Below are 13,012 nucleotides of genomic sequence, written 5' to 3' on the forward strand. Positions count from 1 at the left end.
CTTAATCATTTTGCTTTAATAAATTCTGCGTTGCTTCTTGCACACTTTTACCCTTAAAAATTGCCACTACTTCATTTACAATAGGTGTATAAATTCCTTTCATTTTTGCTAATTTTTCTATAGCATAAGCAGTTTTTACACCTTCTGCTACTTCATTAAGTTCGGCTAAAATACTATCTAATTTTTGATTTTGCGCCAGTTTTAAACCCACTCTATAATTTCTTGATAAAACACTCGTTGCAGTTAAAAACAAATCCCCTGCTCCACTTAACCCTAAAAAAGTTTCTTCTTTAGCGCCAAAAAATTTACCAAAACGATGCATTTCTATAAGCCCTCTTGAAATCAGTGCCGCTCTTGCATTATTGCCAAGTTTTAACCCATCGCTAATCCCACTTGCAATCGCTAAAACATTCTTATAAGCACCACAAATTTCAGCACCACGAACATCATTATCAATATAAGTTTTAATAAAATCAGGGAAAAAACTTGCAAATTTTTTACAAAGCTCTTGATTTATTCCACTAATCATCAAAGCAGTAGGAAGTTTTTGCATTACTTCAGCAGCAAAAGAAGGACCGCTTAAAACACAAAAATTTTCTTTTGGCACAAAATCTAAAAAAATTTCATCTAAAAATTGACAACTTTGATCTTCTATGCCTTTTGAAGCAATTAAAATTTTTTGTCCTTTGTTGATGAAATTTTCTTTAAGCCAAGCACGCATCCCTTGAGAACTTAAAGCAAAAACAAGGTATTCACATTCTAAAGCTTCTTTTATGCTAACAAAATCTTCTAAATCACGCTGATGCAAAGAACTGATAAAACAATTGTGATTTTCTTTTAAGGCTAGATGTAAAGCACTGCCCCATTTTCCCGCACCAATAACCGCTATACGCATCAACCAAGCTTTGCTTTTAAAATTTCATTTACTTTTGCAGGGTTAAAAGCTCCCTTACCCTCTTTCATTGTTTGACCCACAAAAAATCCAAAAAGCTTGTCTTTACCGCTTTTATACTCTGCAACCTTATCAGCATTTGCATTTAAAATTTGTTCAATTACCGCTTCTATAGCTGAATCATCACTTACTTGCTTAAGTCCTAGCTTTTCTATAGCTTCATCAATTTCCATGCTAGTATTTTCAAACACAAAAGCTAAGACATCTTTAGCCGCTTTTGCACTGATAGTGCCATCTTCTATGCGTTTAATTAAAACTCCAAGCTTTTGAGCATCTACGGGAGAATTTTCTATAGTCAATTCTCCTTTTAAAAGTCCCATAAGTTCAGTATTTAACCAATTTACACAAAGCTTAGGATTTAAATTTTGAGAAATAAGACTTTCAAAAAAACGACTCATTTCTAAAGAACTGATTAAAACCTCAGCATCACTTTCTTTTATACCAAGCTCGTCTATAAAGCGTGCTTTCTTCTCATCAGGAAGTTCAGGGATTTTAATATCCAAAAACTCATCTTTTAATAAAACAGGCAATAAATCAGGATCTGGAAAATAGCGATATTCTGCCGCCTCTTCTTTACCACGCATACTTCTTGTAACTAAATTTGTTGTATCAAAAAGTCTGGTTTCTTGAACTACTTCTTGTTCGTAAGTTCCATCTTCCCAAGCCTCACTTTGTCTTTTTACCTCATATTCTATAGCTTTTTGGATAAAACGAAAAGAATTAAGATTTTTAATCTCTACCCTAGTATAAAGTTTTGTATCACCCTTAGGTCTTATACTAACATTTGCATCGCATCTAAAACTTCCTTCTTGCATATTTGCATCTGAAATGTCTAAAAAGCGTATGATAGAATGAAGCTTTTTAAGATAAGCTACTGCCTCATCGCTACTTCTAAGCTCAGGTTCGCTGACAATCTCAAGCAAAGGAGTTCCTGCACGATTTAAGTCCACTTTAGAAAAATTATTTTCGTGGATATTTTTACCTGCATCTTCTTCTAAGTGTGCTCTTGTAATACCTATGCGTTTATTTTCACCCTTTACATTGATAAAAAGCTCACCCTTTTCTACTATAGGGATATCAAATTGTGAAATTTGATAAGCCTTAGGTAAATCTGGATAAAAATAATTCTTACGATTAAAAACACTTTTTTTATTAATTGTTGCATTGACAGCTTTTCCAAAAGCTATAGCTTTTTTTACAACCTCTTCATTTAAAACAGGCAAAGCTCCTGGTAAGGCCAAACAAGTGGGACAAACATTGGTATTTGGAGCTTCTCCAAAAGAAGTTGCACATGAACAAAAGATTTTTGTTTTAGTATTTAATTGAGTATGAACTTCAAGACCTATAACTACTTCAAACATAAAATTTCCTTGAATTTTTAAATGCTTTATTTTATCTTTTTTTCTTTTAGAAAAGGCTTTAAATATTAGACTTTGATTTGTATTTGTTTAATTTTAAAATTATGAAATTATAAAACAACTATTTTTTCTGATTTTTAAGTTCATAGTTTTCTATAAACAACATAAAAACCAAAAATAAAAGCAGGCTAAAAATAAACCCCAAAACAAGATAAAAATAAAATATAAATTTAAAAAGGAGAAAAAAGGTGCACAAAAGCATTAAAGCTAAAGATGCACCTTTAAAAAATTCTAAAATATAGATCAATGACCTTCCTCAACAACAGTTGCACCCGCTAAATATACATAAGTTAAAATCATAAAAATAAAAGCTTGTAAAAATGCCATAAAAGTTAAAAGCACATAAGCAGGAAGCGGAGCTATATAAGGAACTAAAGCTAAAATTACCATCAAAAATAAATCGTCACCTTTAATATTTCCAAACAAACGGAAGGACAAAGAAACCACACGAGAAAGATGAGAGACTATCTCTATAGGAAACATCAAAGGAGCTAAAAGTTTAATAGGTCCCATGAAATGAGCAAAATACTTTACAAAACCTTGTGCCCTAATACCCTCAAAATGATAATATACAAAAACTATAATAGCCAAGGACAAAGTCAAATTTAAACTTGCAGTTGGAGCGTGAAAACCAGGTATTATACCTATAATATTACTAAAAAACACTATAATCCCCAAAGTTGCAACCAAAGGAAGATATTTTCTTGCACCTTTTTCACTTCCCATGGTATCTCTACCCATAGATAAAACTCCCTCTAAAAAAGCCTCACCTAAATTTTGCATACCGCGTGGAACAAGTTGCATAGAACGAGTAGCCATCATAGCCACTATAACAGCAATTAAAGCTACCAAACCTATGTGAAAAAAATAAGAAAAAGTATGACTTGCATCAAGCAAAGAGCTAAATAAAAATAAATCTTTCATGGTTTCCTCAAAAATTTTATTCTAAACTCGAAATTTTAGCAAAATCTTACTTATATTTTAATGAAAATTTACATCCATTCTAAAACTTGCGAAAGTTCTTTAGCAACAAAACACTTAAGCCCTATATCTTCCAAAGGCTTAGAAGGAACAATGGCATTTTTAAATTTTTGCATTTTAGCTTCTTTTAAACGCGTATCAAGGCTAAAAACCTCTCTAATTTCTCCATTTAAACTAAGCTCCCCTATAAAAATACTATCTTTGCTCAAAGGGCGATTTTTAAAACTTGAAATAATAGCTGCAACCACAGCCAAATCCGCCGCAGTTTCGCTTACTTTTACTCCGCCACTAATATTTACAAATACATCATAATGTCCTAAAGGAATTTCAAGCTTTCTTTCAAGCAAAGCCAAAAGCATATCTAAGCGATTTTTTTCATATCCCGTAGCGCTACGCTTTGGATAAGAACTTTCACACACTAAAGCTTGAACTTCTAAAACCAAAGCACGAGATCCTTCCATCACAACACCTAAAGCACTTCCTGAAATAGCCTTTCCACGAGTAAAAAAACGATTTGCCAAATCTTTTGCGCTGATCAAACCCTTAGCAGTCATCTCAAAAATACCTACTTCATTCGTTCCACCAAAACGATTTTTAAAGCCTCTTAAAAGTCTGATTTCTTTAGTGGCATCTCCTTCAAAATAAAGCACCACATCTACCATATGCTCAAGAACCCTAGGCCCTGCTATAGTACCTTCTTTAGTAATATGCCCTATGATAAAAGTACTGATATTATAAGCCTTGCTAACACGCATAAGTTCAAAAGTAATCTCACGCACCTGAGTGATGCTTCCTGCTGCTGAAGTGATTTTATTTGAATATAGAGTTTGTATAGAATCAACGATAAGAATGCTATAATCTTTTTTGTGCAATTCTTCTAAAATATTTTCAAGGCAAAGTTCAGTAAGTAAAAATAAATTCGGAGTATTAGCCTCAAGACGATCAGCTCTTAATTTAATCTGGGTTTTACTTTCTTCGCCACTGACATAAAGCACTTTTTTACCCTGTTTAGCTAAATTTGAAGCAATTTTTAACAAAAGCGTAGATTTTCCCACACCTGGACTTCCGCCTATAAGCACTAAAGAACCTTCAACAAGCCCTCCGCCTAAAACCAAATCAAGCTCATTATCATCTGTGCTGTATCTTGTAAAATGTTCTAACTCCACATCTTCAATACAAACAGCCTCACTTGTTTTCATACTAACTTGTGCAAGCTCTTTTAAAACTTTAATTTGCTCAGCTTTTAATTCTATAAAACTATCCCAAGCTCCACAATCAGGACATTTTCCAAGCCATTTGCTTTGTTGATTTCCACAAGCTTGGCATTCAAAAAGTGCTTTATTTTTTGCCATTATTCAAAAATAGGATCTAATAAAGTATCTAAGTAAGCATTTGCATTAAATTCTTGTAAATCCGTCATTTGCTCACCCACGCCTACATAAAAAATAGGAAGCTCAAGCTCTCTTGCTATACTAAAAAGTGCACCCCCTTTAGCTGTCCCATCAAGCTTTGTGATAATCACACCATCAAGTTTTACAAGCTCATTAAAAGCTTTAGCTTGTAAAATTCCAGCATTTCCCTGTGTTCCATCTAAAACTAAAATTTTTCTATGGGGTGCACCTTCTAAAGCTTTGTTTGAAATTCTCACAATTTTTTCAAGCTCATGGGCTAAATTTTTTTGATTTTGCAAACGCCCTGCTGTATCGATAATAACTCTATCAAAATCCTTTGCTTTTGCTTTAGAAATGGTATCAAAAGCAACCGCTGAAGGATCATGCCCTTGTGCAGTTAAAACTATATCTACATCCACTTTTTGTGCCCAAAGTTTTAATTGTTCAATCGCACCTGCTCTAAAAGTATCACACGCTCCTAAAATCACTTTTTGATTTTGGTTTTTATATAAATAAGCAAGTTTGGCAATACTTGTTGTTTTTCCTGCTCCATTTACTCCTAAAATAAGTTCTACAAAAGGTTTTTCTTGATTGGTTTCTTTTTTTTCATAAAGAAAATAAGAACCCATAACACGCTTTAAATCTTCTTTTTTTACTTCATTTTGAGGTGGTAAATAATAAACTATCTCTTCAACTATTTCATAACTTACATCTGCTTCAAGCAAAATTTCTTCAAGCAAATCTTTGGTTATCTTTTTATTCTCTCCTTTAACTCCAATAATATTTTCAAGAGTTTTTGTAAGTCCTTTTTTAAAAAAATTAAACATTAAAGTATAGCCTTTTGTATATCGATTTCTAGCATTTCTTCAGGAATAAGCCCTAAATACTGATTAATCAATTTAGAATGCTTGTTGTAAAGAAACATGGTAGGAATTCCATTTACCCCACCTAAAACTTTAGCTAAAAGATAGTTATTTTCACCATTAGAGACTTTATAAGATATTTTATGTTGTTCTATAAATTTTTGAATCTCCTCATTAGACTTATCCTCTAATAAAACTCCAACTATATTAAAATCATTGTTATACTTTTCTTGCAGTTTGTTAAGATGAGGAATTTCGGCAATACAAGGAGTACACCAAGTAGTAAAAAATACAAACAAAGTTGCCTTATCTTCATCGTTGAAATTTAAAACGGCATTTTCTTTTTTTACTGAAATTGATCCTCCATCAATCAAATTAAGTTTAAAATTCATATCATCACTTTGATTTATACTTGTCTCGGTGCTTAAATTTACATCATTTTGCTGCTTTTCTTTATCATTGCTACAAGCAACAAACAAACAAGATATTGTCACTAGTAAAAGTATTTTTTTAATTTTCATTATTTATCAATCCTTTATTCTTCTTTATAAAAATGCTAAAATTATAACATACATAAGATAATATTTTTTTAAAGGCATATTAATGGAAAAAACAGATTTCAGGGCATTGCAAAAAATACGCCTTTTCAAACATTCAAAACTAAATTTCAAACAAGATTATAAAATATTTAAAGAATGTCTTAAAATAATAAAACTATTTAAAGCTAAAAATATTTTAATTTTTATTCCTTTGCATTATGAACCAAACTTAATAAAATTTCGCCATATTCTTAATAAAAATTACAAACTTTTTGTTCCATTTATGCAAGATAAAAGTTTAAAAATTGTAAAATTAAGATTGCCTTTTATTAAAAAAAGGTTTGGGGTTTTAGAGCCTATAGATTCTTTTTTTAAAGCAAAAATTGATTTAGCTATTGTGCCTGTAATTGGCGTCGATAAAAATTTAAAAAGAATAGGACATGGGCAAGGTTTTTATGATAGATTTTTTGAAAATTTAAATTACAAACCTCATATAATATTTGTCCAAAGTATAGATGCTTTAAGTCAAAATAATCTAACACAAAAGCATGATATTTCAGGAAAATTATACATAAACCCTTATAAAAAATATTACAAGAAAGAAAGAAAAAATGATAGAATCACTTATCGCACTTATAGCCGCTATAGTCGGACTCGGTATAGGATATTTAGTTGCAAAAAAAATCAATGATGCCAAATATGAAATTTTCGTAGAACAAGCCAAAGCTAAAGCCAAAGCTATAGAATACGAAGCGGAGCTTATTTTAAAAGATGCAAAAAATTCAATTCTTAATGCAGAATTAGAAGTTAAAAAAAAATACGAAGAAAAAACTCACAAAATTCAAAAAGATTTTAATCAAAAATTTGATGATCTTTCTAAAAAAGAACAAAAACTTCAGCAAGAAGAAGAAAAACTAAAAGAAGATAAAGAATACCTTTGCAAGTCACAAAAACACATTCAAAACTTACAATCTGATGTTGATAAATTAAAAAATAAATATCAAGAAAAACTTGACGATGTTTTAAAAATTTTAGAACATTCGACAGGACTTACACAAAATGAAGCCAAAGAAATCATTCTTAAAAAAGTAGAAGAAAATTCTCGCGAGCAAATTGCACATATAGTAAGAAAATATGAAGAAGAAGCAAAAAATGAAGCTAAAAGAAAAGCTAATTTCATCATTGCTCAAGCTACTTCTCGTTTTGCAGGTGAATTTGCAGCTGAAAGACTTATCAATGTTATTAACATTAAAAACGATGAACTTAAAGGACGTATCATTGGTAAAGAAGGGCGCAATGTTAAAACCTTGGAAATGGTTTTAGGTGTTGATATTATCATCGATGATACACCAGGTGCTATTATAGTAAGTTGTTTTAATCTTTATCGCCGTGCTATTGCTACAAAAGTTATAGAACTTTTAGTTGAAGATGGCAGAATTCAACCCGCACGCATAGAAGAAATTCACGAAAAAGTGTGTAAAGAATTTGATAGTGCCATTCTAGAAGAAGGCGAAACCATAGTTATGGATCTAGGTTTAAATAAAATACACCCTGAAATTGTAAAACTCATAGGAAAACTCAAATACCGAGCAAGCTATGGACAAAACGCTTTAGCACATTCTTTGGAAGTGGCTCACCTTGCAGGAATCATTGCTGCTGAGTGTGGTGGAGATGAGAATTTAGCACGTCGTGCGGGAATTTTACATGATATAGGAAAAGCATTAACCCATGATTTTGAAGGATCTCATGTGGATTTAGGTGCAGAACTTTGCAAACGCTACAAAGAGCATCCTGTAGTAATCAATGCTATTTACGCACACCATGGACACGAAGAAGCTGCAAGTATAGAATCAGCAGCTGTTTGTGCAGCAGACACTTTAAGTGCTGCACGACCTGGAGCTAGAAGAGAAGTGTTAGAAGCTTTCTTAAAAAGAGTCAGTGAGCTAGAAGATATCGCTAAAAGTAAAGAAGGGATTAAAAATGCCTATGCAATCAATGCCGGAAGAGAAATTCGCGTCATAGCCAATGCTCAGCTTGTTAATGATGATGAAAGTGTACTTTTGGCTAAGGAAATAGCAGCTGAAATTCAAGAAAAAATGCAATATCCTGGCGAAATTAAAGTCAATGTTATACGTGAACTTAGAGCTGTAGAATACGCTAAATAAGGTTTATTATGCAAGATATGATTGATACTTTAATAAAATATGGTTATATTGTTTTATTCTTTTACTCTTTAGGGGGCGGAATGGTTGGAATTTTAGCTGCAGGAGTTTTAAGTTCTCAAGGAAAAATGGATCTTAGTTTTTGCATTACTCTTGCTTTTATTGCTAATACCATAGGTTCAACTTTGCTTTTTATACTTGGAAAATATTATAAAAAAGATATTATGCCTTATTTTAAAAAACACCGACGCAAGCTAGCCCTTGCTATGATGAAAACAAAACAACACGGAATTATTTTACTTGTAACTCAAAAATTTATTTATGGTTTAAAAACTTTCATTCCTATAGCTGCAGGTATGGCAAAATATAATTTTATTAAATTTTTTATTATCAATACTCTAGCTAGTTTGGCATGGGCTATTGTTCTAGGTTTTGCTGCTTATACTTTTGGGTATGTTATTGAAGCAGTTTTTGATAAACTGAGTTTATATCCTTATACTGCTCCTTTATTTTTATTATTTTTAGCTGGAATAATTTGGCTTTATTTAAGTAAATTTTCTAAAAAATAATGTCTCTATGGAATTCTTTTTTTTACTCTTTTAAAGAATTTCATTATTTATTTTTATCTATTGTTATTATTTTTATTTTTAATATCCTTTTAGAATATAATAATTTTTTAAACTTTAAAAACCAAAAACATTACTTTATAAATAACGCTCTATTAACGCACCAATATATAAAATATAATAAAAAAAATAAAAAATACTGGGTTTTAAAGCTACAAACTGAAAACTTCACTTTTTATACTACAAGTTTTAAGGATTTAAATTTAAGCAAGAATCAACTTTTAAGCCTTAGAATTATCACCCATAATATTAACTTTAAAGACTATCTGAGCAAAAGTTTTTATGCACCTTCTTATGATTTTAAAAAATTAAAAGAAAAAGAATACAATCCCATTATATCTTACTTCTTAAATCAACATACAAATGAAAAAATTAAAGAATTTTATGGTGCTTTATTTTTTGCACTGCCCATATCTTTAGAGCTTAGAGACGATGTAAATTACTACGGCATAGCACACCTTATAGCAATTAGCGGTTATCACATAGGCTTACTTTTTAGTTTAGTTTTCTTTATTTTAGCTCCAATTTATAGTTTTTTCCAAAAAAGATATTTTCCTTATAGAAATTTACGTTTAGATTTAAGTATTTTAATTTTTACACTACTTTTAGCTTATGCTTGTTTAATAGGGTTTGTCCCTTCTTTTGTGCGCTCCTTGATTATGGCTTTTTGGGTTTTTTATCTATTGTGTAAAAATATAAAAATTATTAATTTCTTTACACTTTTTTGTAGTATTTTATTGTGCATTTCTCTTTACCCTAGACTTTTATTTAGTATTGGATTTTTATTTTCTATTTTAGGTGTTTTTTATATTTTTTTATATATGCATCATTTTGCAAATAAATTTAATAATCTTATAAATATTATTTTGCTTAATATTTGGACTTTTTTTGCTATGGTTTTACCTGTGCTTTATTTTTTTCCACTTATAAGCTACCAACAAATTTTAGGTATTATTTTGAGTGGAATTTTTGTAATATTTTATCCTTTAGTATTATTTTTGCATCTTATAAACTATGGAGATTTGCTCAATTTTATCTTGGATGAATTTTTTAAATTTAAAATTTATGGAACTAATATCCATATCCCGTTTTGGATTTTTATAAGTTATCTTATTGCTTCTTTAATCTCTGTGCGATTTAAATATCTAGCTTTTCTTTGTATTTTTGCGAATTTTATTCCCTTCATTATGATTGTGATTTAGAAAATAATAGAGTTTAAGCCCAAAAAGATAAATAATCCAAGAAATATAAATCCAAATAAAAAAGAATAAAATAGTAGAAAAAGATCCATAAACACTAGCGTATGTTTTATTATATACCACATAATATACAAACAAATTTTTTCCTATATACCAAATAGCACCCGCTCCAAAAGATACTAAAGCTAAACTTCTAAGAGTTCCCTTATGAACAGAACTTGAATAAGATATAAAAAATAAACCCCAAATAATTACAAAGGGTAAAATTTCAAAAAAATTAAACCCTATTTTATAATCATCTAAAGTTTGTTGGATAAAACCTGAAATATAAAAACTAAGCCCAAGCCCTAAAGGAACAAGAGTCAAAAGAGTCCAATAAGAACTAATGCTTTGCCAAAGTCCTTTAGGTTCATTTTTAACAATGCGATTGATTACAAAATCATAGCCTGAAAAAAAAGCTAAAGAAGTAAATGCCATAGCAATAAGACCTACAATACCCAAATTTACACTATTTTTTAAAAAAGTATCGATGTAAGTAGCAACAACATCTTGTTGCGTTGGTATTAAAAAAGCAAAAATTACTTGCTTTGCTTTTTCATAATAAGCTTTAAAACTAGAAATTTGCGTAAAAACAGAAAAACATACAAATAAAATAGGTATTAAAGATAATACAGTATAAAAACTAAGCGCTGCTGCATAATTTAAAATTTCCTTATCACGCAAATTTAGCAAAATAGTAAAAAAATTTTTCACCTTCTAAAGTCCCATTTTAAAAGGATTTAGTATATTATTTGGATCAAAAGCTTTTTTAATATTTCTCATTAAATTCATTTCGGCTTCAGAAAAAGCTAAATTCATAAAAGGTGCTTTAGAGAGTCCGATACCATGCTCTCCGCTTAAAGTTCCTCCAAGTTTCACTGTTAATTTAAAAATCTCTTCCACAGCTTCATAGCCTTTTTTCACTTGCTCTTGATCATTTTTATCAGGAACCATCACATTAGTATGCACATTTCCATCCCCTGTATGCCCAAAACAAGGAATTTTAAAACCATATCTTTTAGAAATCTCATCTATACCTTCAAGCAAGGCAGGTAGTTTAGAACGCGGAACTGTAATATCTTCATTAAGTTTTAAAGTTCCATACATGGCAATGCTTTGAGAACAATTTCTTCTAGCAAACCAAATATCTGCGGCTTCTTGTTCGTCTTTTGCTATTTTAAATTCACTAGCTCCAGCTTCTAAAAAATAATGTTCTAAATTTCTTAAATCCTCATCAATAGCTTCTTTAACATTACCATCCACATCAGCAATCAAAATAGCACCAGCTTCTATAGGCAAACCTTTATTAAATTTACTCTCAACCGCTCTAATGCTAAGATTGTCTAAAAATTCCATAGATACAGGACTTACACCGCTAGCAAGACTTTTGTAAACCGCATTCATAGCACTTTTTACACTTGGAAAAATAGCAAAAGCGGTTTTTTTGAATTTAGGTAAAGGCATTAATTTTAAAGTAAGCTCACTTAAAACTGCCAAAGAACCTTCACTAGCGATTAAAATTCCTGCCAAATTATAACCTGCCACATCTTTAATAGTGCGTTTTCCTGCACGAATGATTTCTCCGCTAGGCAAAACAGCCCTTAAAGCCATCACGTAATCTTTTGTAATGCCATATTTTGCAGCTCTCATTCCCCCAGCATTTTCGCTTACATTACCCCCTAAGCTAGAATACTCCATGCTAGCAGGGTCAGGCGGGTAAAAAAGTCCGTATTTAGCCACTTCTTTTTGTAAATGTATATTAATAACCCCAGGTTGCACAACAGCCACTAAATTTTCAAGATCAATTTCCAAAATTTTATTCATATGCTTTTCAAAAGCAAGCACCACACCGCCATTAACAGCTAAAGCTCCTCCTGTAAAACCAGATCCTGAGCCTCGTGGTATGACTATGATATTATTTTCATTGCAAAATTTTAAAATTTGAGCAATATCTTCTTCATTTCTTGGAAAAAGAACCCCATCGGGTAAATAATGTTTTTTTGTCGCATCATAGCTATAAGCTCTTTTGTGAATTTCATCAAAATAAGCGTTTTCTTCTCCTAAAAATCGTTTAAAATATTGTTCAAATTCTTTTTTCATGTTTATTGCACCTTAGGAAGATTAATCAAAGCATCATAATACCTATAATAATTCCCTATTTCTTGAGAGTTAAAATCAAAAAAATTACTTTTATATCCACCTATACGAGAATAAAAAGGAACCTGAACGCTAGTTGGCTTGCTTATAGGCACTTCATAAAGCTTATTAAAATCTTGACAATCCACAACTTCTGCTTGATTTTCCAAAGCCACAACCAAAATGCCAACCGCATTATCATCACAAAATTGCCTAAAATCTGAACGCTTAGGAGAAAGAGTGGCCGTTCTAATTAATTGTGCTCCAAAAATGTCAATATGGGTAAAATATATCTGCGGAAATTCTCTAACAAGTTCATTATAAGTTTGTTCATCAGGAGCAATTACCAATCCTCTATCATAAAGAAAATTTAAAACAACCTCATCACCTACTTTAGGTAAAACATTTGGTAAAGGCAAAGCATCTTGCTTAAGAGCTGAAAAAACACTAAATTCTAATTTTGCCAAACCATTTTTTTTATCTATAACACTTGCTCTAGCGATGATACTTTGCGAATTGCTAAAATGTTGCACTACTACGCCACTTGAATAAAGTTTTATATCATCACTATCTTTAATATAACCATAAATATCATCAACTTTTACAAGTTCACTTTTTATAGGTTTTAAATCAAATCCAACCGCAAAGAGGCTAAGGTTTAAAGCTAAAAAACACACTATAGTTTTAAACAAATTTGCTCCTTAAA

The 13,012-nt window shown here is 30.8% G+C and carries 14 protein-coding genes; 4 read left to right on the forward strand and 10 right to left on the reverse strand.

What is annotated here, in order from left to right; genetic code table 11:
- Nucleotide 1: 1 nt before the first annotated feature.
- The 7 genes from AJ888_RS01545 to AJ888_RS01575 form a co-directional block, all read right to left on the reverse strand.
- Nucleotides 2-898, reverse strand: a complete 897-nt coding sequence (locus AJ888_RS01545) for an NAD(P)H-dependent glycerol-3-phosphate dehydrogenase (protein ID WP_074468983.1) — start codon at nucleotides 896-898, stop codon at nucleotides 2-4.
- Entirely contained in the window at nucleotides 895-2,313 is a 1,419-nt protein-coding gene (gatB, locus tag AJ888_RS01550; RefSeq protein WP_002861904.1) for an Asp-tRNA(Asn)/Glu-tRNA(Gln) amidotransferase subunit GatB, read from the reverse strand. Before gatB ends, AJ888_RS01545 begins: the two co-directional genes overlap by 4 nt.
- Before the next feature lie 118 nt (nucleotides 2,314-2,431).
- Entirely contained in the window at nucleotides 2,432-2,617 is a 186-nt protein-coding gene (locus AJ888_RS09340) for a hypothetical protein (protein ID WP_002861905.1), read from the reverse strand.
- Entirely contained in the window at nucleotides 2,614-3,294 is a 681-nt protein-coding gene (locus tag AJ888_RS01560; RefSeq protein ID WP_002858390.1) for a F0F1 ATP synthase subunit A, read from the reverse strand. The genes AJ888_RS09340 and AJ888_RS01560 overlap by 4 nt, the downstream gene beginning before the upstream one ends.
- Before the next feature lie 68 nt (nucleotides 3,295-3,362).
- Nucleotides 3,363-4,703: a DNA repair protein RadA gene (gene radA / locus AJ888_RS01565; RefSeq protein WP_002861906.1), complete on the reverse strand. Its 1,341-nt coding sequence runs from the start codon at nucleotides 4,701-4,703 to the stop codon at nucleotides 3,363-3,365.
- Nucleotides 4,703-5,569 (reverse strand): signal recognition particle-docking protein FtsY, encoded by an 867-nt coding sequence (ftsY, locus tag AJ888_RS01570; RefSeq protein ID WP_002861907.1) that lies wholly within the window; start codon nucleotides 5,567-5,569, stop codon nucleotides 4,703-4,705. Before ftsY ends, radA begins: the two co-directional genes overlap by 1 nt.
- Nucleotides 5,569-6,126, reverse strand: a complete 558-nt coding sequence (locus AJ888_RS01575; RefSeq protein WP_002861908.1) for a TlpA family protein disulfide reductase — start codon at nucleotides 6,124-6,126, stop codon at nucleotides 5,569-5,571. Before AJ888_RS01575 ends, ftsY begins: the two co-directional genes overlap by 1 nt.
- Before the next feature lie 82 nt (nucleotides 6,127-6,208).
- Here AJ888_RS01575 and AJ888_RS01580 point away from each other — a divergent pair, with 82 nt between their 5' ends.
- Genes AJ888_RS01580 through AJ888_RS01595 form a run of 4 tightly spaced genes read left to right on the forward strand, consistent with a single transcriptional unit; the run spans nucleotide 6,209 to nucleotide 10,134 of the window.
- Nucleotides 6,209-6,835 carry a 5-formyltetrahydrofolate cyclo-ligase gene (locus AJ888_RS01580; protein WP_002860439.1) on the forward strand — a complete coding sequence of 209 codons (627 nt, stop codon included), beginning with the start codon at nucleotides 6,209-6,211 and terminating at the stop codon, nucleotides 6,833-6,835.
- Nucleotides 6,756-8,309 (forward strand): ribonuclease Y, encoded by a 1,554-nt coding sequence (gene rny / locus AJ888_RS01585; RefSeq protein ID WP_070296102.1) that lies wholly within the window; start codon nucleotides 6,756-6,758, stop codon nucleotides 8,307-8,309. The genes AJ888_RS01580 and rny overlap by 80 nt, the downstream gene beginning before the upstream one ends.
- An 8-nt stretch (nucleotides 8,310-8,317) precedes the next feature.
- Nucleotides 8,318-8,875: a DedA family protein gene (locus tag AJ888_RS01590; protein ID WP_002861911.1), complete on the forward strand. Its 558-nt coding sequence runs from the start codon at nucleotides 8,318-8,320 to the stop codon at nucleotides 8,873-8,875.
- Nucleotides 8,875-10,134, forward strand: coding sequence for a ComEC/Rec2 family competence protein (locus AJ888_RS01595; protein WP_002861912.1), 1,260 nt, complete (start codon nucleotides 8,875-8,877; stop codon nucleotides 10,132-10,134). Before AJ888_RS01590 ends, AJ888_RS01595 begins: the two co-directional genes overlap by 1 nt.
- Here AJ888_RS01595 and AJ888_RS01600 read toward each other — a convergent pair.
- The 3 genes from AJ888_RS01600 to AJ888_RS01610 are packed head-to-tail and all read right to left on the reverse strand — an operon-like array spanning nucleotide 10,078 to nucleotide 12,998.
- Nucleotides 10,078-10,884 (reverse strand): YihY/virulence factor BrkB family protein, encoded by an 807-nt coding sequence (locus tag AJ888_RS01600; RefSeq protein ID WP_002861913.1) that lies wholly within the window; start codon nucleotides 10,882-10,884, stop codon nucleotides 10,078-10,080. The two genes, AJ888_RS01595 and AJ888_RS01600, sit on opposite strands and share 57 nt — an antisense overlap.
- Before the next feature lie 3 nt (nucleotides 10,885-10,887).
- Entirely contained in the window at nucleotides 10,888-12,270 is a 1,383-nt protein-coding gene (locus tag AJ888_RS01605) for an FAD-linked oxidase C-terminal domain-containing protein (protein ID WP_002861914.1), read from the reverse strand.
- 2 nt (nucleotides 12,271-12,272) lie between these two features.
- A complete protein-coding gene (locus tag AJ888_RS01610) occupies nucleotides 12,273-12,998 on the reverse strand; it encodes a plasminogen-binding N-terminal domain-containing protein (protein ID WP_002853792.1) in 726 nt (241 codons plus the stop codon).
- Nucleotides 12,999-13,012: the final 14 nt, after the last annotated feature.

The organism is Campylobacter sp. BCW_6467 (assembly GCF_001762855.1).
GTDB classification, from domain to species: domain Bacteria; phylum Campylobacterota; class Campylobacteria; order Campylobacterales; family Campylobacteraceae; genus Campylobacter_D; species Campylobacter_D jejuni.

Excerpts from the sequence above, each read along its gene's own strand:
- AJ888_RS01590 (WP_002861911.1), top strand. The coding sequence starts at position 8,318 with ATGCAAGATATGATTGATACTTTAATAAAATATGGTTATATTGTTTTA.
- rny (WP_070296102.1), top strand. The coding sequence starts at position 6,756 with ATGATAGAATCACTTATCGCACTTATAGCCGCTATAGTCGGACTCGGT.
- AJ888_RS01580 (WP_002860439.1), top strand. The coding sequence starts at position 6,209 with ATGGAAAAAACAGATTTCAGGGCATTGCAAAAAATACGCCTTTTCAAA.
- ftsY (WP_002861907.1), bottom strand. The coding sequence starts at position 5,569 with ATGTTTAATTTTTTTAAAAAAGGACTTACAAAAACTCTTGAAAATATT.
- gatB (WP_002861904.1), bottom strand. The coding sequence starts at position 2,313 with ATGTTTGAAGTAGTTATAGGTCTTGAAGTTCATACTCAATTAAATACT.
- AJ888_RS01575 (WP_002861908.1), bottom strand. The coding sequence starts at position 6,126 with ATGAAAATTAAAAAAATACTTTTACTAGTGACAATATCTTGTTTGTTT.
- AJ888_RS01560 (WP_002858390.1), bottom strand. The coding sequence starts at position 3,294 with ATGAAAGATTTATTTTTATTTAGCTCTTTGCTTGATGCAAGTCATACT.
- AJ888_RS01595 (WP_002861912.1), top strand. The coding sequence starts at position 8,875 with ATGTCTCTATGGAATTCTTTTTTTTACTCTTTTAAAGAATTTCATTAT.
- AJ888_RS01605 (WP_002861914.1), bottom strand. The coding sequence starts at position 12,270 with ATGAAAAAAGAATTTGAACAATATTTTAAACGATTTTTAGGAGAAGAA.
- radA (WP_002861906.1), bottom strand. The coding sequence starts at position 4,703 with ATGGCAAAAAATAAAGCACTTTTTGAATGCCAAGCTTGTGGAAATCAA.